Raw genomic sequence first — 20,484 nt, 5'->3', positions numbered from 1 at the left:
CGTGTACTTGTAGTTTTTTTCAGGAATTTATGAGTTTTGGTGTCACACCGAAAAATCCGTTCAGCCAATTGGTCCTACCGGTCGATTCGATTGAACCGACCGGTAAACCATTTTTATTAATCCATCGTCACCTCAAGGGCCAGACCGCGCAGCTCGTGTACCAACACGTTGAACGATTCCGGAATATTCGGTTTCGGCAGATTTTCGCCTTTCACGATTGCTTCGTATGCTTTAGCCCGGCCCACGACATCATCGGATTTGACGGTCAGGATTTCCTGGAGAATGTGCGATGCCCCGAATGCTTCGAGCGCCCAAACCTCCATTTCACCAAACCGCTGACCTCCAAACTGTGCCTTACCACCCAATGGCTGTTGCGTAATGAGTGAGTACGGCCCAATCGAACGGGCGTGCATTTTATCATCCACTAAGTGACCCAGTTTCAGCATGTAAATAACACCCACGGTAACCTTCTGATCGAAACGTTCGCCCGACAACCCGTCGTGGAGATACGTACGGCCAAACGAAGGCAGCCCGGCATCATTCAGTTCCGAAACTACCTGATCTTCCGTTGCTCCGTCGAAAATGGGCGTAGCGTATTTGCGACCCAATTTCAAACCGGCCCAACCGAGTACGGTTTCGTATATCTGACCCAGGTTCATCCGGGAAGGTACACCCAGGGGGTTCAGAACGATGTCGACCGGCGATCCGTCAGCCAGGAACGGCATGTCTTCATCCCGAACGATCCGGGCTACAACCCCTTTGTTCCCGTGACGACCGGCCATCTTGTCACCCACTTTCAGCTTGCGCTTCTTGGCAACATAAACTTTCGCCAGCTTCACAATACCGGCCGGCAGTTCGTCACCCACTTCGAGCGTAAAGCGTTCGCGCTTGAAGCGTCCGGTGATTTCGTTCCGACGGTTATTGTAATTTTTAACCATCTGGGTCAGCAACTTGTTCGTATGCGGATCATCTGTCCATCCTTCGATCAACAGGTCACCCAGCAGGTTTACTTCTTCCGGAACGGAATAGCTGCTTTCGTCACGATACGGGTTTTTGTCCGGGAACAGGTTATCCGTGATGTTCTTCCGGGTAAACTTAACGCCCTTGCTCGTGATGTTATCGCCGAATTTGTGGTTGATTCCCTGCGAAGTCTTCCCTTCCAGCAACGTCGACATCTTGTTGATCATGCGCTCGCGCACACCGATCAACTCCCGGCTATACCGTTTCATCAACGCCTTGATCTCATCCTTGTGTTTCGAGCGTTCGTCTTTGTTCGGACGCGAGAATAGCTTCGTATCAATGACGACACCTTTCAGCGACGGCGGTGCTTTTTTGGAAGCATCCTTCACGTCACCGGCTTTGTCACCAAAAATGGCCCGGAGCAGTTTTTCTTCCGGCGTCGGATCGCTTTCTCCTTTTGGTGTAATTTTACCAATCAGAATATCGCCTTCCTTCACTTCCGTACCGACGCGAACAATCCCGTTTTCGTCGAGGTTCTTCACAGTTTCTTCCGAAACGTTCGGAATTTCAGCCGTCAGTTCCTCTTCACCACGTTTGGTATCACGTACTTCCAGTTCGAACTCTTCAATGTGGATCGACGTAAAGATGTCTTCGCGAACAACGCGCTCCGAAATCACAATCGCATCCTCAAAGTTGTAACCCTGCCAGGGCATGAAGGCCACCTTCATGTTCCGGCCCAGCGCCAGCTCACCACCTTCAGTTGCGTATCCTTCGCAAAGCGGTTCGCCTTTTTTCACTTTCTGACCTTTCAGAACCATCGGCCGCAGGTTGATGCAGGTATCCTGGTTCGTCCGGCGGAATTTAATCAGGTTGTAGGTCTTCAGATCGTCGTCAAAGCTGATCAACCGCTGATCGTCGGCCAAATCGTAGCGAACCACAATTTTGGTCGAATCCACGAACTCGATCACGCCGTTTTCTTCGGCAATAACCAAAGCGCGGGAATCAATCGCGACGCGTCCTTCCAGACCGGTTCCGACGATCGGAGCCTGCGGGCGGAGCAGCGGAACGGCCTGCCGTTGCATGTTCGATCCCATCAAGGCCCGGTTGGCATCATCGTGTTCCAGGAACGGAATCATCGAAGCAGCCACCGAAACAATCTGGTTCGGCGCAATATCCATATAGGTAATGCTCGACGGTTCCGAGATGGGGAAGTCACCTTCAAAACGTGACTTGATCCGGTCTCCCGTCAGCACCCCTTTCGGATCGACCTGCGTATTCGCCTGGGCGATATAATGCGTATCTTCTTCTTCGGCAGTCAGGTATTTCACCGGGATATCGGGCACGACTTTACCGCTGTCAATAATGCGGTAAGGCGTTTCGATAAAGCCCATGCTGTTCACCTTTGCGTAGACGCAAAGCGACGAGATCAAACCGATGTTCGGTCCTTCCGGCGTTTCAATCGTACACAGACGACCGTAGTGCGTGTAGTGAACGTCACGTACTTCAAAACCGGCCCGCTCGCGCGACAGTCCACCGGGTCCGAGTGCCGACATCCGACGCTTGTGCGTTACTTCGGCCAGCGGGTTCGTCTGGTCCATGAACTGCGACAACTGGTTCGTACCAAAGAACGAGTTGATGACCGAGGACAAGGTCCGGGCGTTGATCAAATCGACCGGTTTGAAATCTTCGTTATCCCGAACATTCATCCGTTCCTTGATCGTCCGTGCCATCCGCGCCAGACCGACGCCAAATTGGGCATACAATTGCTCACCGACCGTCCGGACGCGCCGGTTGCTCAGGTGGTCAATATCATCGACAACGGCTTTGGAGTTGATCAGACCGATCAGGTATTTCACGATGGAAACGATATCTTCCGTCGTCAAGACCTTCGTATCGGGCGCTACGTCCAGACCCAGTTTTTTATTGATCCGGTAGCGGCCAACATCGCCTAAGTCATAGCGTTTGTCCGAGAAGAACAAACTCTGGATGATTTCACGGGCGGTTTGCTCATCCGGAGCCTCGGTGTTCCGAAGTTGACGGTAGATTTGCTCAACCGCTTCTTTCTCCGAGTTGGAGCTATCTTTCTGCAGGGTGTTGTAGATGATGTTGTAATCAGCGACGTTCATATCCTCCTTGTGCAGGATGATCGACTTCTGTCCTGAATCGGTAATGGTGTCGATGTGATCGGCCGCAATAACCGAATCACGCTCCATCAATACCTCATTCCGGCTGATTGACACCACTTCTCCCGTATCTTCATCCACAAAATCTTCCGTCCACGTCCGCAAAACCCGTGCAGCTAGCCGACGGCCTACTACTTTTTTCAGGTTTGCCGGTGTTGCCGGTATCTCTTCAGACAATCCGAACAAATCCAGGATTTCCTTATCTGAACCAAAGCCAATGGCACGCAGCAACGTCGTTACCGGAAATTTCTTTTTCCGGTCGATATAAGCATACATAACATTGTTGACGTCGGTCGAGAATTCAATCCACGATCCTTTGAACGGAATGATCCGTGCTGAATACAATTTCGTTCCGTTGGTGTGCTTGCTCATGGAGAAGAACACGCCCGGTGAACGGTGCAATTGAGAAACAATTACCCGCTCGGCCCCGTTGATGACAAACGAACCTTTCGCGGTCATGTACGGAATATTTCCTAAAAATACTTCCTGCTCAATGGTCTCGAAGTCTTCGTTATCCGCATCGTTACAGGAAAGCCTTAACTTGGCTTTCAAAGGCACCGAATACGTCAGACCCCGGTCGATACACTCATCGACCGAATATTTCGGGGGATCCACCGAATAATCGATAAACTCCAGCACGAAATTTTCGCGGGAGTCAGAAATCGGAAAATTTTCTTGAAAAACTTTAAACAAACCTTCTTTCGAACGATTATCAGAAGGGGTGTCTAACTGAAAAAAATCTTGGAAAGATTGTATCTGAACATCCAAAAAATCCGGATATTCGATCACTGGTTTGATTTTCGCAAAGCTTATACGCGTGGTTGTTTTCGTAGCCAAGACTTCGTTGCGTTTAGTTATAGTGATCGAGATTGACTCGTCCGCTTACTTTTGGTATACAAAAGGGCGTAAACGGACAACGTAATATACAGGAAAATAGTTTGCTTTCCCGTGTGTACAGCGCAAAACTCCCCAAACAGGAAAAGACCTGACAGATGCCAGGCCTATTCCCGGGGGAGAATGTGATGCCCCAAGCAGGGTTATTTCACTTCAACTTCTGCTCCGGCTTCTTCCAGTTGCTTGCGCAGCGCTTCGGCTTCGTCTTTCGCAACACCTTCTTTTACTGGTTTTGGAGCTGTATCAACCAATTCCTTGGCTTCTTTCAGGCCCAGACCGGTCAGGTCTTTCACCAATTTCACAACGGCCAGTTTGCTGGCGCCTGCTGCTTTCAGGATCACGTCAAAAGACGTTTTCTCAGGAGCGGCCGCCACTTCTTCACCGCCACCACCACCGGCTACCATTACTGGTGCTGCTGCTGCTGGTTCGATGCCGTATTCGTCTTTCAGAATAGCAGCCAGTTCGTTAACTTCTTTTACCGTCAGGTTGACAAGCTGCTCCGCGAACGCTTTCAAATCTGCCATTTTCGTATTCTTGATTAGATTGTTACAAAATTGATTTAAAACTGTACCCAGGGACCGGGGCGATTAGCCGTTAGTCCGTGAGCATTGTATTGCGTCAGGCGGCTTCCCGCTCCGACAGTGTTTTGAGGATACCGGCCAGTTTGTTGCCACCACTCTGCAGACCAGAAATAACATTCTTGGCAGGTGATTGCAGCAAGGCGATAACGTCGCCGATGAGTTCGTTCTTGGTCTTCAGCGTCAACAGCGTCTCCAGTTGGTCGTGACCAATAAACAGGCTGTAATCCACCGATGCCCCTTTCAGTTTCAGCTTATCATTACCGGCTTCTTTGCGGTATTGTTTGATCAGCTTGGCTGGAACTTTACCCGATTCTGCGTGGAACATTACGCCGGAGAATCCCGTTAATACAGCCTCATCGAAGGAAGCATAATCGGTTTCCAGCGTTTCCAGTGCTTTCCGGATCAGTGTGTTTTTGATAACCCGGTATTCGATACCCTGGTCGAAACACATCCGACGCAGTTTGTTTACTTCGGCAACCGACATGCCACTGGCATCGGTGATATAGAAGTAGGGAACCGTCTTGAACTTCTCGCTCAGTTCCTCAATAATCGCTCCTTTTTCTTCCCGTGTCATGTTACAGTCCTGATACCGTCGTTTTATCAATTACTACACTCGGACTCATCGTGCTTGACAAATGAATCGTTCTTACATACGTACCTTTTGAGGACGAAGGCTTCAGGCGCAGCAGGGTTGCAATAATTTCCTGTGCGTTTTCGGCCAGTTTGTCCGGGTCGAACGACACTTTACCAATACCGGCGTGAATGATTCCGAATTTATCGACTTTGAAGTCGATTTTACCGGCTTTCACTTCACGAACCGCCTTGCCTACTTCCGGCGTCACCGTGCCCGATTTCGGGTTTGGCATCAATCCGCGCGGTCCCAGAACCCGGCCCAGTTTACCAACTTTAGCCATGACGTTCGGCATCGTGATGATTACGTCAACGTCCGTCCAGCCTTGTTCGATTTTGGTAATATACTCGTCCAGCCCAACGAAATCAGCACCCGCTTCTTTCGCTTCAGCTTCTTTATCCGGTGTGCACAATACCAGCACACGAACGGTTTTACCCGTACCGTGGGGCAGTGTAGCCACACCCCGTACCATTTGATCTGCTTTCCGGGGGTCAACGCCCAAACGAACGTCGATGTCCACCGAAGCGTCAAACTTCGTATACGAGATTGTCTTTAAAATCTCGGCAGCCTGCGCCAATGAGTACTCTTTCGCAACTTCGTATTTGCTCAGAGCATCCTTTTGTTTTTTAGTCAATTTTCCCATTATCTTCTCTGAATTTGACTGCTGAAATTAATTGTCCCAGGGAGCTTTCCCCGATACCGTGATGCCCATACTCCGGGCGGTACCGGCAATCATCTTCATCGCTGATTCGATGGTAAAGGCGTTCAGATCCGGCATTTTCGTTTCAGCAATCTGCCGAACTTGATCCCAGGTTACTGAGCCAACTTTGTTCCGGTTCGGCTGAGCCGAAGCGGTTTTTACTTTGGCAGCCTCCATCAACAGGATGGGTGCAGGCGGTGTTTTGATGACAAATTCAAACGATTTGTCTTTGTAGTACGTGATCAGTACTGGAAGGACCATGCCTGCCTTATCCTGCGTCCGTCCGTTGAACTGCTTGCAGAATTCCATGATGTTCAAACCCTTGGAACCCAACGCTGGTCCGATCGGAGGAGAGGGATTGGCAGCACCACCCTTCACCTGCAATTTCACGTAGCCAACTACTTCTTTTGCCATTGCTTCTGGTTTGTTACGCTAAGCCCTGCGAATGACTGTCCGTCCAGTGGGAAGCATACGACGGCATGGTCTCGGGCATAGCCAGTTAATTTTCCTTTTCTACTTGTGCGTAACTCAGCTCTACAGGGGTATTTCTACCGAAAATTTTGACTACCACATTCAGTTTCTTCCGTTCGTCGAACACTTCTTCGACGGTTCCGATGAAGCCGCTGAACGGGCCATCAACCACTTTTACCGACTCTCCTTTAATAAACGATACCGTAGGTGTCGTTACTTCCTGAGTCACCTCATCGACTTTCCCTAAAATACGGTTTACCTCAGCCTGCCGCAACGGAACCGGTATTTTGGTCGGACCGTTGGCGTTTCCCAGAAAACCCAGAACACCAGGCATGCTGGTAATCAAGTGGGAAACTTCACCGTTGGAGAGATCGGCTGAAATTAAAATATAGCCCGGAAAGAACGTTTTCTCACGAACCCGCTTTTTTCCGTTCCGCATTTCGTATACTTTTTCAGACGGAATCAGAATCTGAGGAACAAAGTCACCCAACCCTTGTCTGGCAATCTCATTTTCCAGATAAGACTTGACTTTCTTTTCCTGGCCAGAAATGGCCCGGACGACATACCATTTGATTCCGCTTTCCATCGTGAATTCGTTACGAATTGTAATTGTTGCTGAATGATTACCAACTCCGAATCACACAGAGACAATTATGACCTGGCATCAAAACGACTGATAAAAAAGATTCAGCGCGTTTTCAAACAAGAAATCGATGCCTCCTACCAGCAGTGCAAAAATCAGCGATGCAATCAAGACCAATGTTGAGCTGGCTTGCAAATCGCCAAACTTTGGCCATGTAACATTGTGCTGAACCTCCTCCAGGGAGTCTTTCAGAAATGAGGTAACCTTGTCCATCTGTGATGTGATTGGCACGGGTGGAGAGATTCGAACTCCCATCAACGGTTTTGGAGACCGCTATTCTACCCTTGAACTACACCCGTGTTTAGTTAGAAGAAAGAGAAAAGAAGTAAGACAAAAGATGCGAATCAGGCCTTTTATCTTAGCTCTTTTCTCTTTGTTCCGGTTTGCCCGCCGAAACGGACTGCAAAGTTACTAAATATTCAGAAAAAACAAGTGCATTCCCCGAAAGAAATGCACTTGTTTCAATAGCCTTGTATTAGTCGAGGATTTCCGTTACCTGACCTGCACCAACCGTCCGGCCACCTTCGCGAATAGCGAAACGAAGACCTTTCTCCATGGCGATTTTGTTGATCAGAACCACTTCAATCGTGATGTTATCACCGGGCATAACCATCTCAACGTTTGCAGGCAGAGAGATCTCACCGGTTACGTCCGTGGTACGGAAGTAGAACTGTGGACGGTATTTGTTAAAGAATGGCGTGTGACGACCACCTTCTTCTTTCGACAGAACGTAAACCTCCGCTTTAAATTTAGCGTGTGGTTTTACGGAGCCTGGCTTGCAAATAACCATACCACGGCGGATATCGGTTTTTTCAATACCACGCAACAGCAAACCTACGTTGTCACCGGCTTCGCCACGGTCCAGAATTTTCCGGAACATTTCAACACCCGTAACAACTGATTTCATGTTTTCGGCACCCATACCCAGAATCTCAACCTGCTCGCCAGAGTTGATAATTCCGCGTTCGATCCGACCTGTAGCAACCGTACCACGACCCGTGATGGAGAACACGTCTTCCACCGGCATCAGGAACGGAAGTTCGGTCTGACGTGGAGGCAGCGGAATGTAGCTGTCAACGTTAGACATCAGATCTTCGATGGTAGCAACCCATTTGGCGTCGCCATTCAGACCACCCAAAGCAGAACCCTGGATCACCGGAATGTTGTCACCGTCGTATTCGTAGAAGCTCAGCAGTTCGCGGATTTCCATTTCAACGAGTTCCAGAAGTTCCGGATCGTCGACCATATCCACTTTGTTCATGAAAACAACCAACTGAGGTACACCTACCTGACGAGCCAGCAGGATGTGCTCGCGGGTCTGGGGCATTGGGCCGTCGGTAGCAGCCACAACAAGAATGGCACCGTCCATCTGAGCAGCACCCGTAACCATGTTTTTCACATAGTCAGCGTGGCCTGGGCAGTCAACGTGTGCATAGTGACGGTTTGCCGTCGAATATTCTACGTGCGAGGTATTGATCGTAATACCACGCTCTCTTTCTTCCGGTGCGTTGTCGATGGACGAGAAGTCGCGTTTTTCGGCCAAACCTTTTTCTGACAACACTTTCGTGATGGCAGCGGTCAGGGTTGTTTTACCGTGGTCAACGTGACCAATCGTACCAATATTGACGTGCGGCTTGGAACGGTCAAAATTTTCTTTAGCCATTGTTGGAAAAGCTTAAATTGAACTGGTTATTTTTAATTGATTGAAATTTGCCGTTTCTGAGCCGTTGAGGGGATTTGAACCCCTGACCTCTTCCTTACCAAGGAAGTGCTCTACCACTGAGCTACAACGGCTTTTGTATACGCAAAACTAAGAAAAATGAATAATGCAGAATGAAAATGATTGACTCGTCATGTTCATTATACACTATTCATTATCTGGAGCGGGAGACCGGGCTCGAACCGGCCACCTGAAGCTTGGAAGGCTACCGCTCTACCAAATGAGCTACTCCCGCTTTTTTTCGTTTTTAATTTTAGTGCTCGCCGTTTCAACCGGAAACGATAAACTCAAAACTATAAACTAACTTCACTTTTACTTGGTGGGGAGTGGAGGATTCGAACCTCCGAAGGCGTACGCCAGCAGATTTACAGTCTGATCCATTTGGCCACTCTGGAAACTCCCCTTTCAGTCCTTAAAAAGCACTTTTTGATGTCACTCAACCAGCACTTCTGCCAACGGAGTTGCAAAATTACATGCTTTTTTTGCTAAGTCAACTATTCGCTTAAAATAAATTTAGCTGAACCAATTTAGTAACAAACAAAAACCGCCACTGGCCTGCGCCAACGACGGTTTTTACCCCTCAGAAATTCTTATAAACCGATTCCGAAACTCAACGCCCGAACGTTTGGCCCTTTGTTGTCCTGGAACATTGGATTCAGATCGTACTTGATAAAGAAGTTCGTACGGGCAATGCCGATGTGGGCAATAAGACCGTAGCGAAAATCATTCAGGTAAAAGTTCGAGTGTTGCCGCTCTTTGTTGTTATCCTGCTCTTTGATTTTCGTATAGCTATCGACCCGGTACCCTACGTATCCACCGAAACCCAGATGGCCCATCTTACGGCCACTGCTGTTGTAAAAACTGAGCCGTGGCACCACCGGCAGATTCACGGAACAAACCGTCAGCTTACTTTTTTTTAAATCCCGCCCGGCATCCGAAAAAACAATCCCATCAGCCCCTTTTTGGGCAATGACATCGTTTTCAAACATGTAGTTATTCCACGATACTTCTATTCCGTAATAGAGTTTGAAACCTACGTGCTGGCTCCGGGCAATGGTCGGCATCTGGCTCAGCGCCAGGCTGATGTAGCGGGAACCTAACGGCCGTAGTCGGTAACTTTCTGCGGGATAATTCGGGTTGGCGCTCTTCTCAACCAGGCTGTTCAGCCCAATACCGCCCCCCTCGGCTCCGATGTCCCAATTGTCTTTTTTCCGACGACGGTTGTGGTTCCGGCTCGACCAGTCCGAGTCGCTATCCGAACGCTCATAACGCCGATCGTCCGATTCTTTGATCGTTACGCTCACTTCGCCATCCCGCTGGGTTACAATCAAAACCGTATCCTGCAAATACCGCTGCACCCGGTTTTCGTCGATCACAATGAACGTCTCCCCCGCTTTGGCAGAATCGAGCTTCATGCCCATGTCACGGATAATTTTATTGATGTCGTAATTGGACAACTGCCGGATTCCTTCTTTGTCGTTGGAGTGGATAACCAGCCGGGTTTTGTTGCCGAATAAAATGACCAGCGAATCGGCTTTCAGACTTTCGGGAGCGGCCCACGCCAGGCTACCGAACAGCATCAGGAGGGTGGTGAATACGGATTTCATGGTTCTATTTGTTGTTTGGATTTTTCTTGAATGCATTGTAGCGCAGGTTCTCATACGAACTGGAAATTTTCTCTTTGCCTTCCTGAACCCGCTCCGACGCCCGGGCCAGCAACGCCCCCGGCTGAACGCCCACCTCTTCCCATTCGACGGGCTCACCGGATTTTATCTTGTTGAACTGGCGCAGCACCCGGCCCAAACGAAAGCGTTTTTTCTTCGGCTGATCCTCGTTACGCCCCGTAAAATCAGCATTTCCGGGTTCCGTTGACACAACCAGAGCCGTTGGTTTGATTTCTGGAGCCGCCATCTGAACCACCAATGTTCGCTCGGCCTGCTTGGGAGCTTCTTCGGCCGCAAGCAACACTTCCGGTTTCCGAACCTCTTCCTGCGGAATTGAAAGGGGCGGTTTTTCATTGACTACCAGTTCCTCAGCGATACTTGGAGCCGGTTTTTCAACCGGACGGCTGTCTTCGTTCGGACTGTTGTTTCGGCGGACCGCCGGTTTTTCAAACGCGATGACTGGTTTTTCCACTTCGTCCATCGCTGATGCCAGGTCGGTTTTTGATGGTGAAGGTTGCTGGCCCGGTGCGGCTTTTTTCGGCGTCTGCTTCGCTATTCGGTTGGTTGCCGGACCAGTTTTGACGGTTTCATCGCCCGACCACAACCACCACGACACCAACAGCAGTACGGCTACGCTGGCGGCTGACGCATACCACCAGACAAATGGCGATTTGCGTTCTTCCTTCGCGTTCATTCGGCGTTGTAGTTCTTCCCACGAAGCCCGTTCCGGTTTTACCCTGTGGTCCCTTAACTGGCTGGAAAACAGATCGTCAATAGGATGCTGGCTCATAACTTATTGATTTTTTTTTTACGTCCAACTGCGTCAGCAACCGTTGCAGGAGAGCCCGTGCGCGGTGCAGTTGCGATTTGGAGGTACTTTCTGTGATTCCCAATGATTCGGCTATTTCGGCGTGGCTGTATCCTTCGATGGCGTAGAGATTGAATACCGTTTTGTAGCCTGCTGGCAACTGTTCGAGCAGATTCATCAGATCTTCGGCCATCAAATCCTGATCGGCAAACGTGGTGTCGGCTTCCGGTGCGACATCTTCCAGCGCAATTTCGGCCCGCCATTGTTTGTTCTTCCGCAGATACATCAGGGACTCATTCACCATGATCCGCCGAATCCAGCCTTCAAAACTGCCTTCACTTTTATACTGCCCGATTTTTTCAAAAACCCGCATAAAACCGTCCATCAGAATCTCCTCGGCTTCGTAGCGGTTGGAGACGTAGCGGACGCAGATCGCCAGCATTTTCGACGAATACCGCTCAAACAACGCCTTCTGCGCCCGGCTGTCCGCCCGTTGCAGTGCCGTTATGAGCTGCATTTCCGTTGAATAGCCGAGTAATCGTCGAATCATGCCGGTTAAGAATCGTTTTCAGGCACAAGATGCAAACCGGGTGGGTCGAGGTTGCACGGTGGGTTGAAATTATTCAAAAAAGAAGCCCGGTCGGCAGACCGGGCTTGAGGAAGTTTAAAATTCCGACGTTTTGCCGGGTTCGTAATAGATCCCCGATACAAAATGAAGCCAGACGATTCGTGAAATCCGGAAGTTGATGGGGGTGATCAGAACCAGTGCCGGACAAATGATCAGCACGTAAGTCCAGCCGCCCGGGTCGTTTAGTCCGTAGAAAATCAAAAAGCCGAGTAGAAGGGCAACACCGGCCGACAAAACATAACTGACAAACATGGCCCCCCAAAAATAACCGGGTTCGATTTCGTACCGCAAACCGCAGTGCGGACAATGCTCATACATTTCATCAAACCGCCGGAGGTTGTAAACCGGGTATTGGAAAACCTTGCCCTGTCTACACCTGGGACATAGCCCCCCGGACACGGCTTGCAATTGCGAGACGTTTGCCATGTTCTTTTTTGCTGGTTCTTATCCAAAGAAAGATGATGATTGCTACCAACAGATATGGCGTTACCAACAAATAGAGAATACCGGTATTCAAGCCCACTGCAACCTGATTACGACCGTTGCTCATCGTGCTTTCCACCGTTCCCCGACACATCGCACATTGGGCAAAGGTGTTGGTGAGGGTCAGCATATACAGTATGCCAAGTGCCAAAAAGCTTTTCAAGGTTTTCATAGCCCAATGGATTAATGATTGTAATAAGGAGCAATCAGTACATAAACGACAACGCCGGTGATACTGACATACAACCAGATGGGAAATGCCCACTTCACTACGGCCTTGTGCTTGGTAATCTGCCCGCTCAGCGCAAAATAAACCGCCCGAAGCACAAACCACACCACCACGATGGACAAACTAATGTGGCTAATCAGCAGAAAGTAATAAACCGGCCGAATCCAGCCTTCTCCACCGAAAGGAGTTGACTCATTCGACAGGTGGTATAAGACATAACTCAGCAGAAAAAGAAAGCCCAGCGTAAAAGCGGACAGCATGGTTACCCGGTGGGCTGTGATGTTTTTCTGTTTGATGAAATAAAAGCCCACCAGCAACAAAACTGCTGTGGCTGAATTAATGACGGCATTGATATGCGGCAAGTAAGTAGTCCAATTGCCCAGATCTACTTTTTGGCGAATTCCTAATAGAACTGCCACCACTACCGGAATCACAATCGCCAGGATGTTGATCAGGCGACTGTATTTTTTGCTTTGTTCAATTTGCAAGGTTACCATACGATGCAGGAGCCTATTGATTGGAATAAATATCTTGTAGCACTCTGATTTCCAGAACCAACCGATCTACATCCGCTTTATCTGTTCCGTTGTAGAAACCCCGGATGTGGCCTTCGTGGTCTACTAATACCAACCCCTCGTACAGCGTAAAAGTTTCGTTTTTCCGGCCCGTCATAGGGCGCTGTTTAATCCGGTAATATTGTTCGCCCAGGAAGGTCGTTTCCAGCGTATCGGGTTTAGCGATGAGCCATTTTTCAGGCTCTACGTCATTCGAAGTCATGACCTGCTGAGCCACCGAATCATTGTCGACAAATGACACCAGCCTAACGTCCGGTTTCTGGGAAAAGATGTCCTGCACCCGATTGAGCTGACTGGCGACCTTCGTACAGGTGCTGTCACACGTCAGACCAAAAAACGAAGCAACGTAGACTTTGCCTTGTAAGGCTGATGTAGCGAACGGCTTTTGATCAGGCAAAGTCCCAACAATCGGTGGTAGGGTATAGAAAACCGTATCCCGTGCTTCTTTCCCCCAACCCGATTTATCGGCGGGTCGGGGTTCAATCTGGCCGGTTTTGGCATCGATTACCGGAAAAAAAGTCTGGAGGGCAAACTGATTGTGTCCGAATACTTTGAGGAATATAAAAACAAAAGCCGGAACCACCAACAAGAACAGGAGGATTCCGGCCTTTACAAGACGCGCCATTTTATCGTGCCACGAAGATGAAGCCACCCTCCATTAACAGGGCAAGCAACAGCCAAACCACAAAAATACAAGGCAAAATGATTGCCCAGATCAGTGATTTAACTTCGTGTTTTAAGTGCATAAATTCACCGACAATATAGAAAGCCTTTACGATGGTCATCAGAACGAAAATCGACGTTTTCAGAAAACCGGCGTGTAACGTAAAAGCGATCAGGAATTCAAAAGCCGTTAGGACCGACAGGATAATGAAGGTTTTCCAGATGGCCTTGGTTTGCGGTTCGGCAATAACACCGGGTTCCGTATTGTGGTGATGTGAGCTATGATCTGCCATGATTGTATCTCAGAATTTTTATACCAGGTAAAAGAAGGTAAAGACAAATACCCAAACCAGGTCGACAAAGTGCCAGTACAGACCTACTTTCTCAACCATTTCGTAGTGTCCACGACGCTGATACAAGCCGAATGCCGTACGGTAGAAGATCAGGATATTCAGTACGACGCCACTCAATACGTGGGTTCCGTGGAAACCGGTGATGAAAAAGAACAGATCCGCAAAAGCCGGCGGGCCGTATTGATTCTCGGTGAGGTTAGCCCCGAAAATGGTGCGTTCGACCCACTGCCCGTTTACAATCTCCCGGATAACCGTTCCTTCGTCGGTTCCGTGAATAAAGTGAGCCCATTCCCATGCCTGGCTACCCAGGAAAGTCAAGCCACCCAAAATAGTCCAAAGCATGTACTTTTCTACAGCCGCTTTGTCCATCCGGTGACCCGCTTCTACCGCCAATACCATCGTAACCGATGAGAAAATGAGAATGAAGGTCATGATACCGACAAAAACCAGGGGCAACTCGATGCCGTGGAGAAACGGTACAGCTTCGTATACCTTCTCCGGAATGGGCCAGTAGAGGTTCGAGAAATGAAACTCTCCGTGGATGGCCGGATCGTATGCCTGAAAACTGAAGCGGATTAACCCGTAGGTTACCAGCAAGGCAGAAAAGGTGAAGGTATCGGAAATCAGGAAGAACCACATCATGAGCTTACCGTAGCTCACTTTCATCGGTTCTACACCGCCCATCCAGGTTTTCTTATCGAACACCGGTGCTTCGGTTGTTGCAGTAGCAGCCATGCTTTACGGAAATTGAATCAATTAAAATACAATAAAAAACCAAACAGATAGACCCACAAGATATCTAAAAAATGCCAGTAGGTCATACAAACTTCAAGCTGGGTCAGATTTTTAGCGTGAATCTTCAACTGAAAAGAAGCACGCAGCGCATAGAGAAGCACGATCAAACCGCTAACCAGGTGAAACGCGTGAAGTCCGGTGAAAACATACATGAACGAGCCGGATGGATTGCCGACAAAATACACGTTTTGAGCTACCAGATCTTTCCAACCTATGAACTGCATCACCAAAAATGCCAGCCCGAACGCAAAAGTAATAGAAATTGCTGTTCTCAGGGTTCCAAAATCATCTTTTTTTGCGGCCCGGTACGCCCAATGCATGGAAACGCTGCTGATAAGCAACACCACTGTGCTGTACATAAAAATAGCCGGCATTTCGAATTCCAGCCAGTTTCCTTCTGCCCGACGAACCAGATAGGCACTCGTCATAGCCGCAAACAACATCACAATACTGACCACGAACATCCAGACGATGAACTTTTTAGGGTTCATCGATAAGGTTTCTTCGGGTTCTTCCGCCACGGTCAAAGTCTTAACTAGTTCGCTCATAGTTTGTTACAATTTGTCTAACAAGAAGGCAATTTGAACAATCGGCAAATACAGAAATGATCCGAACATAATCTGTAAAGCCGCCTTGTCCGTCCGTTTTCTCATTAAGTAAAACGTCTGAGTCAGAAATAGAATTCCACAAACCATCGCAACAATTGCCGAGTTAATCCCCGTCATACCCAGTTCGTAAGGCAACCAGCCAACCGGCAACAGAAACAGGGTATAAATCATGATCTGCAAGGCCGTTTTTTCGTCTTTGCCCCCCGTTGAAGGCAGCAATTTAAAACCGGCTTTTTTATAATCGTTATCGGCCACCCAGGCAATGGCCCAGAAATGTGGAAACTGCCAGAAAAACTGGATAGCAAACAAAATACCGGGTTCCAGTCCGTAATGGTTCGTGGCCGCAACCCAGCCAATCATGGGCGGAAATGCGCCCGGCAAAGCACCCACAAAAACAGCAATCGGGCCAACCCGCTTCAAGGGCGTGTAAACAAACCCGTATAGCAGCAAAGAGAGTACTGAGAGCGCACACGCCCGGAGGTTAAAAACGACGATGAACAGGTAGCAGGCAACGACGAAAAGGACAAATGCGAAAATAGCAGCTTCCTGAACCGTTAATCGACCGGTTGGCAATGGCCGACCCGCCGTCCGTTTCATCAGTTTATCGTATTCTTTTTCAATAATCTGGTTGATGATATTTGCCGACCCGGTCATTGCCAGCGAAGCAACAAATAACAGGCCCAGCTTTAGCCACTCGATCCGGGTGACGGCAAGGCTGTAGCCAAACATGCCGGATAAAGCGACAAAAGCTGACAACCGAAATTTCAGCAAATCGAAGTACGCTTTTCCTTTTAATGCAAACGCACTGATACCAATGGTTTTGGTTTGTTGCATTCTATAGTTTTGAATAAATAGGCTGTTGAACAGCCCGATTTTTTAATAGTTGGTCGGCGTTCAATACCAGAAGCGCAATAAACTGCAAACCCAGTATCACAATGGCCAACGTAAGGTGAATGGGCTGAGCCGCTGCCGGAACTGCGAAATAAGCCAGTATGATGCCCGTCAGAATCTCAACGACAACCATGGCCATCAAAGCCGTAATCAGTTGGGAAAGCAGTCCTTTGGTGGTTGTGTGTTTGCGCAACTGGTAAATAACCGCCAGATGAAAAACCAGTATGACCAACGAAAAAGACCGGTGAATGTAAAAACGAAAATCCAGGTTGTCAATCCACCGATACCGCTCACTATATCCCAGTCGCTGAATAACTTCGTCGATGGATTCGCGCACCTGAGTTCCGATTAACACCTGAACGACAGAAAGAACCATAGCCCAGAGCAAAATCTGATTGACTACCCGTTTGTTTCGGTTAACCGGTTCAACGTTGACTCGACCGGTATAGGATATGGCCATAACATAGAGCAGGGCAAACACCACCAGGATGGCCAGCAACATGTGTAAGGTTACCAGATACGGAGCCAATTCCGTCGCAACGACGCGGGAACCCAGCCAGCCGTTCAGACCAATCAGCACGAACGAGACGAGGCTCCAGTAAAAAACACGTTTATCGTTCTTCAGGTAAGGAATCGAAACCAGAAGCAGGGCAAAAACCAGCAAACCGGCAAAGGCACCCAGCAAGCGGTTGACGTACTCGATCCAGGTTTTGACCGGATTAAACTCCACTTCTCCTTTCAGTTTGGCTCCGTAGATTTCCTGATAGTTAAGGGGGAGTTGTGATACATCGGTGGGGGGAACCCATCGCCCGAAGCACCGGGGCCAATCTGGACAACCCATTCCAGAGCCAGTACTTCTGACAATCCCACCCGCCAAAATGAGCAGGTAAATGGTGATGACGGTCAGAAGGGCCAGGCGCCGGAACAGGTGCTCACGTTGATTAGTGAGGCTGCTTGAACTGGTCATTGTAGTTCTGTGCCTCAATCTCTTTCTCCAGGGCGATCAGCGCATTTTCGTGCGGCAAATTCGATTCCGGCGTTTGAGAGTAGGGTACATTCTGCGGGATGAAATCGCTGGTTGCACCCGGTTTGCTGTAGTCATAAGGCCAGCGGTAAACCGGTGGGATTTCGCCCGGCCAGTTGCCATGTCCCGGATGCAGCGGGGTGGTCCATTCCAGGGTGTTCGAATTCCACGGATTGAGTGCGGCTTTCTTCCCTTTGAAAATGCTGTAGAAGAAGTTCCAGAGGAAAATAAACTGTGCCGTAAAGGTGAAAATGGCCGCGATACTCACAAACATGTTCAGATCGCCGAACGTCCGGAAGGCTTCATAGGTAGTGAATGAATAATACCGACGCGGGAAACCGGCAATACCGATGTAGTGTAACGGGAAGAACACCAGATAAATCCCGACAAACGTAAGCCAGAAGTGGATATGACCCAAAGTTGGGTTCATCATCCGGCCGAAGAATTTCGGGAACCAGTGGTAAACACCCGCCAGGAACCCAAAGGCCGAAGCAGCTCCCATTACCAGGTGAAAGTGCGCGACAACGAAATAGGTATCGTGTAATTGAATATCGAGGGCACTGTTTCCCAGAATAATACCGGTCAAACCGCCCGAGATAAAGAAAGATACCAGACCAATGGAAAACAACATGGCCGGGGTAAAGACGATGTTACCACGCCACAGCGTCGTGATGTAGTTGAACGCTTTTACTGCCGATGGAACCGCAATGATCAGCGTCAGGAACATGAAGATCGATCCCAGGAAAGGATTCATCCCGGTTACGAACATGTGGTGAGCCCATACGATAAACGCCAGGAAGGCAATCCCGATCATGGAGGCAATCATGGCCCGGTAGCCGAAGATCGGTTTACGGGCATTGGTAGCGATAATTTCGGAGGTAATCCCCAATGCCGGAAGCAGTACGATGTATACTTCGGGGTGACCCAGGAACCAGAACAGGTGCTGGAACAGAATCGGGCTGCCACCAATGTTTGGCAGCGCTTCTCCGCCAATGTAAATTTCAGACAGGTAAAAGCTGGTTCCCATACTCCGGTCGAAGATCAACAGCAAAGCTGCCGATAGCAATACCGGGAAAGATATCAAACCCAGAATTGCCGTCAACAAGAATGCCCAGATGGTCAGCGGCATTTTGCTGAACGACATCCCGCGGGTCCGCAGGTTAATCACCGTGGTGATGTAGTTGATCCCGCCCAACAATTGCGAGACGATGAAGATCGCCATACTCATCAACCAGAGCGTCATACCCAAACCGGAACCGGACATGGCCTGCGGCAAGGCACTCAGAGGGGGATAGATTACCCAGCCACCGGATGCCGGTCCTGTTTCGATGAACAGCGACGAGAACATCAGAACGCTGGACAGGAAGAAAAACCAGTAGGAAAGCATGTTCAGGAAGCCGGATGCCATGTCACGGGCGCCTACCTGCAACGGAATCAGGAAATTACTGAAGGTACCACTCAACCCGGCGGTCAGTACGAAGAACACCATGATGGTGCCGTGCATAGTCACCAAGGCCAGATAAAATTCTTTATCAAGCTTACCGGATTCGTCGATCCAGCCACCCAGAATGGGCCGAAGCCACTCCAGCGTCATGTTCGGAAATCCCAATTGCAACCGGAACAAAACGGAAAGCGATGCGCCAATGATCGCCCAGAAAATGCCCGAAAACATGTATTGTTTTGCAATCGTTTTGTGGTCTTCCGAGAACACATATTTCCTCAGGAAACTTAGCTCTTCGTGGTGGTCATGTTCTTCAACATGAACCGCCGATGATGCTGCGTTCGTTTCAACGGTTGCCATAGTGTATGGTTTTATAGAATCTTTAGGTTAATTGGTTATCGCAACGATGCACTGGTTGTTGCCCCCACTCCCTCTTCAACGGGTGCTGCGGTGCTGTCGGCTGGTGCTGCCGCATCAGCCGGTGCGTATTTGGCGGCCTTCGCTTTCAGTTTCTCCGGAACACGAGCCAGATATTCCGGGTTTTTGGTCAACCACGGTTTCTGTTCAGCCATCCACTTGTTATAGGAATCTTCGTCTTCAACGATCAGGGTGGTTCTCATCGAGAAGTGTCCCTGACCGCAAACTTCCGTACAGGCAATTTCATATTTGAAATTCTGATTGCCTGTTTCGTTCCGCATCTGCTCGGTGGTTTTATCCGCAACGAACCAGAAGCGCGTCGGCATCCCCGGAACGGCATCCATTTTCACCCGCATGTGCGGAATAAAAACGCTGTGCAGTACGTCTTTGGCACGAATTTTCAGCAAAACCGGGCGATTGACCGGAATGTGCATTTCGTTGGATACCGTTACGTCGTCGAACGAAGATTCATCTTCCAGGTCGATTCCCAGGCTGTTGGCGGCATCGATGAGTTTGTAATTGTAGTTACCCAACTTATCGTTGTCGACACCCGGATACCGCATTTCCCAGTTAAACTGCTTCCCAACGATTTCGATAGCCAGCGCGTTTTCCGGAGCTTCTTTGGTAATGTCCCGCCAGGCGCGCCAGCCGGTAAATACCAGTAAAGCCATCACTACGGCTGGAATAACCGTCCAGATCAACTCCAGTTTGTGGTTTTCGGGATAATAGGTAGCCTTATGATTTTTCCGGTACTGGTATTTAAAGGCAAAATAAAACAACAGTGCATTGGTCACCACGAAAGCGATGGTGATCACCGACATCGTTAACCAGAACAGGTTATCCGTATGCCGACCGTGTGGGGAAGACGCTTCGGGCAGAAAAAACTGTGAAGCGTGAATAAACGACCAGGCGGCTGCGGCTGCCCCCACAACAAAAAAGATAAGAAATAGAAACCCGTTAACCCGGTTGCTTACACTTGCACCTTCGCTTTCCTGGGTTGGGGTATCACCATTGACGCCTTTTAAAACAGAGGTCAATCGCGTCAGTACCAGAATAGCCAGTACAAGAAATACTAACGACAACAGTCCTACAAGGTAAACCATAGCAATCTGTGAATGAATT

22 protein-coding genes and 4 tRNA genes are annotated in these 20,484 nt (G+C 49.2%); all 26 read right to left on the bottom strand.

Going from position 1 to position 20,484, the window contains the following annotated elements:
* Positions 1 to 116: 116 nt before the first annotated feature.
* The 26 genes from rpoB to coxB all read right to left on the bottom strand — a co-directional run bounded on the left by rpoB (position 117) and on the right by coxB (position 20,465).
* Positions 117 to 3,980, bottom strand: coding sequence for a DNA-directed RNA polymerase subunit beta (gene rpoB / locus FH871_RS19570; RefSeq protein WP_138993072.1), 3,864 nt, complete (start codon positions 3,978 to 3,980; stop codon positions 117 to 119).
* 200 nt (positions 3,981 to 4,180) lie between these two features.
* Positions 4,181 to 4,561, bottom strand: coding sequence for a 50S ribosomal protein L7/L12 (gene rplL / locus FH871_RS19565; protein WP_114406413.1), 381 nt, complete (start codon positions 4,559 to 4,561; stop codon positions 4,181 to 4,183).
* Positions 4,562 to 4,655: 94 nt separating this feature from the next.
* A complete protein-coding gene (gene rplJ / locus FH871_RS19560) occupies positions 4,656 to 5,192 on the bottom strand; it encodes a 50S ribosomal protein L10 (protein ID WP_114406414.1) in 537 nt (178 codons plus the stop codon).
* A gap of 1 nt (position 5,193) precedes the next feature.
* Positions 5,194 to 5,892: a 50S ribosomal protein L1 gene (gene rplA, locus FH871_RS19555; RefSeq protein ID WP_114406415.1), complete on the bottom strand. Its 699-nt coding sequence runs from the start codon at positions 5,890 to 5,892 to the stop codon at positions 5,194 to 5,196.
* A gap of 27 nt (positions 5,893 to 5,919) precedes the next feature.
* The gene (gene rplK / locus FH871_RS19550) at positions 5,920 to 6,363 is read right to left on the bottom strand and encodes a 50S ribosomal protein L11 (protein ID WP_114406416.1); all 444 of its coding nucleotides are present in this window, start codon (positions 6,361 to 6,363) and stop codon (positions 5,920 to 5,922) included.
* Positions 6,364 to 6,448: 85 nt separating this feature from the next.
* Positions 6,449 to 7,006, bottom strand: a complete 558-nt coding sequence (gene nusG, locus FH871_RS19545; RefSeq protein ID WP_138993071.1) for a transcription termination/antitermination protein NusG — start codon at positions 7,004 to 7,006, stop codon at positions 6,449 to 6,451.
* 78 nt (positions 7,007 to 7,084) lie between these two features.
* On the bottom strand, positions 7,085 to 7,276 hold the full coding sequence (gene secE, locus FH871_RS19540) for a preprotein translocase subunit SecE (protein WP_114406418.1): 192 nt from the start codon (positions 7,274 to 7,276) through the stop codon (positions 7,085 to 7,087).
* 12 nt (positions 7,277 to 7,288) lie between these two features.
* Positions 7,289 to 7,362 (bottom strand) — tRNA-Trp (locus tag FH871_RS19535).
* 176 nt (positions 7,363 to 7,538) lie between these two features.
* Positions 7,539 to 8,726: an elongation factor Tu gene (tuf, locus tag FH871_RS19530; protein WP_114406419.1), complete on the bottom strand. Its 1,188-nt coding sequence runs from the start codon at positions 8,724 to 8,726 to the stop codon at positions 7,539 to 7,541.
* Between the two features lie 59 nt (positions 8,727 to 8,785).
* Positions 8,786 to 8,857, bottom strand: a tRNA-Thr gene (locus tag FH871_RS19525).
* Positions 8,858 to 8,942: 85 nt separating this feature from the next.
* A tRNA-Gly gene (locus FH871_RS19520) sits at positions 8,943 to 9,018 on the bottom strand.
* 82 nt (positions 9,019 to 9,100) lie between these two features.
* Positions 9,101 to 9,186, bottom strand: a tRNA-Tyr gene (locus tag FH871_RS19515).
* A gap of 187 nt (positions 9,187 to 9,373) precedes the next feature.
* Positions 9,374 to 10,390 carry an outer membrane beta-barrel protein gene (locus FH871_RS19510; RefSeq protein WP_229317400.1) on the bottom strand — a complete coding sequence of 339 codons (1,017 nt, stop codon included), beginning with the start codon at positions 10,388 to 10,390 and terminating at the stop codon, positions 9,374 to 9,376.
* Between the two features lie 4 nt (positions 10,391 to 10,394).
* On the bottom strand, positions 10,395 to 11,237 hold the full coding sequence (locus FH871_RS19505; protein ID WP_138993069.1) for a hypothetical protein: 843 nt from the start codon (positions 11,235 to 11,237) through the stop codon (positions 10,395 to 10,397).
* On the bottom strand, positions 11,218 to 11,805 hold the full coding sequence (locus tag FH871_RS19500; protein WP_138993068.1) for an RNA polymerase sigma factor: 588 nt from the start codon (positions 11,803 to 11,805) through the stop codon (positions 11,218 to 11,220). The genes FH871_RS19505 and FH871_RS19500 overlap by 20 nt, the downstream gene beginning before the upstream one ends.
* Positions 11,806 to 11,919: 114 nt before the next feature.
* Positions 11,920 to 12,201: a DUF983 domain-containing protein gene (locus tag FH871_RS19495; RefSeq protein ID WP_255516937.1), complete on the bottom strand. Its 282-nt coding sequence runs from the start codon at positions 12,199 to 12,201 to the stop codon at positions 11,920 to 11,922.
* Positions 12,202 to 12,253: 52 nt separating this feature from the next.
* On the bottom strand, positions 12,254 to 12,538 hold the full coding sequence (locus FH871_RS19490) for a hypothetical protein (RefSeq protein ID WP_138993066.1): 285 nt from the start codon (positions 12,536 to 12,538) through the stop codon (positions 12,254 to 12,256).
* Positions 12,539 to 12,549: 11 nt separating this feature from the next.
* Positions 12,550 to 13,092: a DUF420 domain-containing protein gene (locus FH871_RS19485; RefSeq protein ID WP_138993065.1), complete on the bottom strand. Its 543-nt coding sequence runs from the start codon at positions 13,090 to 13,092 to the stop codon at positions 12,550 to 12,552.
* A gap of 13 nt (positions 13,093 to 13,105) precedes the next feature.
* Entirely contained in the window at positions 13,106 to 13,795 is a 690-nt protein-coding gene (locus FH871_RS19480) for an SCO family protein (RefSeq protein ID WP_138993064.1), read from the bottom strand.
* A gap of 1 nt (position 13,796) precedes the next feature.
* A complete protein-coding gene (locus tag FH871_RS19475; protein ID WP_138993063.1) occupies positions 13,797 to 14,126 on the bottom strand; it encodes a cytochrome C oxidase subunit IV family protein in 330 nt (109 codons plus the stop codon).
* An 18-nt stretch (positions 14,127 to 14,144) separates the two neighbouring features.
* Positions 14,145 to 14,921, bottom strand: coding sequence for a cytochrome c oxidase subunit 3 (locus FH871_RS19470; protein ID WP_114406428.1), 777 nt, complete (start codon positions 14,919 to 14,921; stop codon positions 14,145 to 14,147).
* A 17-nt stretch (positions 14,922 to 14,938) separates the two neighbouring features.
* Positions 14,939 to 15,529 carry a cytochrome c oxidase subunit 3 gene (locus FH871_RS19465; protein ID WP_138993062.1) on the bottom strand — a complete coding sequence of 197 codons (591 nt, stop codon included), beginning with the start codon at positions 15,527 to 15,529 and terminating at the stop codon, positions 14,939 to 14,941.
* A gap of 6 nt (positions 15,530 to 15,535) precedes the next feature.
* Entirely contained in the window at positions 15,536 to 16,423 is an 888-nt protein-coding gene (gene cyoE / locus FH871_RS19460) for a heme o synthase (RefSeq protein WP_138993061.1), read from the bottom strand.
* Position 16,424: 1 nt separating this feature from the next.
* Positions 16,425 to 17,447 (bottom strand): heme A synthase, encoded by a 1,023-nt coding sequence (locus FH871_RS19455; RefSeq protein ID WP_138993060.1) that lies wholly within the window; start codon positions 17,445 to 17,447, stop codon positions 16,425 to 16,427.
* On the bottom strand, positions 17,422 to 19,305 hold the full coding sequence (locus tag FH871_RS19450; RefSeq protein ID WP_138993059.1) for a cbb3-type cytochrome c oxidase subunit I: 1,884 nt from the start codon (positions 19,303 to 19,305) through the stop codon (positions 17,422 to 17,424). Before FH871_RS19450 ends, FH871_RS19455 begins: the two co-directional genes overlap by 26 nt.
* A 35-nt stretch (positions 19,306 to 19,340) precedes the next feature.
* Positions 19,341 to 20,465, bottom strand: a complete 1,125-nt coding sequence (gene coxB / locus FH871_RS19445; protein WP_138993058.1) for a cytochrome c oxidase subunit II — start codon at positions 20,463 to 20,465, stop codon at positions 19,341 to 19,343.
* Between the last annotated feature and the right edge of the window lie 19 nt (positions 20,466 to 20,484).

Origin of the sequence: Larkinella sp. C7 (genome assembly GCF_006149005.1) — a bacterium.
Classification (GTDB): domain Bacteria; phylum Bacteroidota; class Bacteroidia; order Cytophagales; family Spirosomataceae; genus Larkinella.
The sequence above is the reverse complement of the archived record's forward strand: the minus strand, read 5'-3'. Positions and strand labels throughout refer to the sequence as shown.

What these genes read in the sequence shown, in the direction of transcription:
- FH871_RS19465 (WP_138993062.1), bottom strand. Translation starts at nt 15,529, where the DNA reads ATGAGCGAACTAGTTAAGACTTTGACCGTGGCGGAAGAACCCGAAGAA.
- secE (WP_114406418.1), bottom strand. Translation starts at nt 7,276, where the DNA reads ATGGACAAGGTTACCTCATTTCTGAAAGACTCCCTGGAGGAGGTTCAG.
- rplK (WP_114406416.1), bottom strand. Translation starts at nt 6,363, where the DNA reads ATGGCAAAAGAAGTAGTTGGCTACGTGAAATTGCAGGTGAAGGGTGGT.
- FH871_RS19490 (WP_138993066.1), bottom strand. Translation starts at nt 12,538, where the DNA reads ATGAAAACCTTGAAAAGCTTTTTGGCACTTGGCATACTGTATATGCTG.
- nusG (WP_138993071.1), bottom strand. Translation starts at nt 7,006, where the DNA reads ATGGAAAGCGGAATCAAATGGTATGTCGTCCGGGCCATTTCTGGCCAG.
- FH871_RS19500 (WP_138993068.1), bottom strand. Translation starts at nt 11,805, where the DNA reads ATGATTCGACGATTACTCGGCTATTCAACGGAAATGCAGCTCATAACG.
- rplL (WP_114406413.1), bottom strand. Translation starts at nt 4,561, where the DNA reads ATGGCAGATTTGAAAGCGTTCGCGGAGCAGCTTGTCAACCTGACGGTA.
- FH871_RS19470 (WP_114406428.1), bottom strand. Translation starts at nt 14,921, where the DNA reads ATGGCTGCTACTGCAACAACCGAAGCACCGGTGTTCGATAAGAAAACC.
- FH871_RS19475 (WP_138993063.1), bottom strand. Translation starts at nt 14,126, where the DNA reads ATGGCAGATCATAGCTCACATCACCACAATACGGAACCCGGTGTTATT.
- rplJ (WP_114406414.1), bottom strand. Translation starts at nt 5,192, where the DNA reads ATGACACGGGAAGAAAAAGGAGCGATTATTGAGGAACTGAGCGAGAAG.
- FH871_RS19485 (WP_138993065.1), bottom strand. Translation starts at nt 13,092, where the DNA reads ATGGTAACCTTGCAAATTGAACAAAGCAAAAAATACAGTCGCCTGATC.
- rplA (WP_114406415.1), bottom strand. Translation starts at nt 5,892, where the DNA reads ATGGGAAAATTGACTAAAAAACAAAAGGATGCTCTGAGCAAATACGAA.
- FH871_RS19450 (WP_138993059.1), bottom strand. Translation starts at nt 19,305, where the DNA reads ATGGCAACCGTTGAAACGAACGCAGCATCATCGGCGGTTCATGTTGAA.
- cyoE (WP_138993061.1), bottom strand. Translation starts at nt 16,423, where the DNA reads ATGCAACAAACCAAAACCATTGGTATCAGTGCGTTTGCATTAAAAGGA.
- FH871_RS19505 (WP_138993069.1), bottom strand. Translation starts at nt 11,237, where the DNA reads ATGAGCCAGCATCCTATTGACGATCTGTTTTCCAGCCAGTTAAGGGAC.
- coxB (WP_138993058.1), bottom strand. Translation starts at nt 20,465, where the DNA reads ATGGTTTACCTTGTAGGACTGTTGTCGTTAGTATTTCTTGTACTGGCT.
- tuf (WP_114406419.1), bottom strand. Translation starts at nt 8,726, where the DNA reads ATGGCTAAAGAAAATTTTGACCGTTCCAAGCCGCACGTCAATATTGGT.
- FH871_RS19495 (WP_255516937.1), bottom strand. Translation starts at nt 12,201, where the DNA reads ATGTATGAGCATTGTCCGCACTGCGGTTTGCGGTACGAAATCGAACCC.
- FH871_RS19455 (WP_138993060.1), bottom strand. Translation starts at nt 17,447, where the DNA reads ATGACCAGTTCAAGCAGCCTCACTAATCAACGTGAGCACCTGTTCCGG.
- FH871_RS19510 (WP_229317400.1), bottom strand. Translation starts at nt 10,390, where the DNA reads ATGAAATCCGTATTCACCACCCTCCTGATGCTGTTCGGTAGCCTGGCG.
- FH871_RS19480 (WP_138993064.1), bottom strand. Translation starts at nt 13,795, where the DNA reads ATGGCGCGTCTTGTAAAGGCCGGAATCCTCCTGTTCTTGTTGGTGGTT.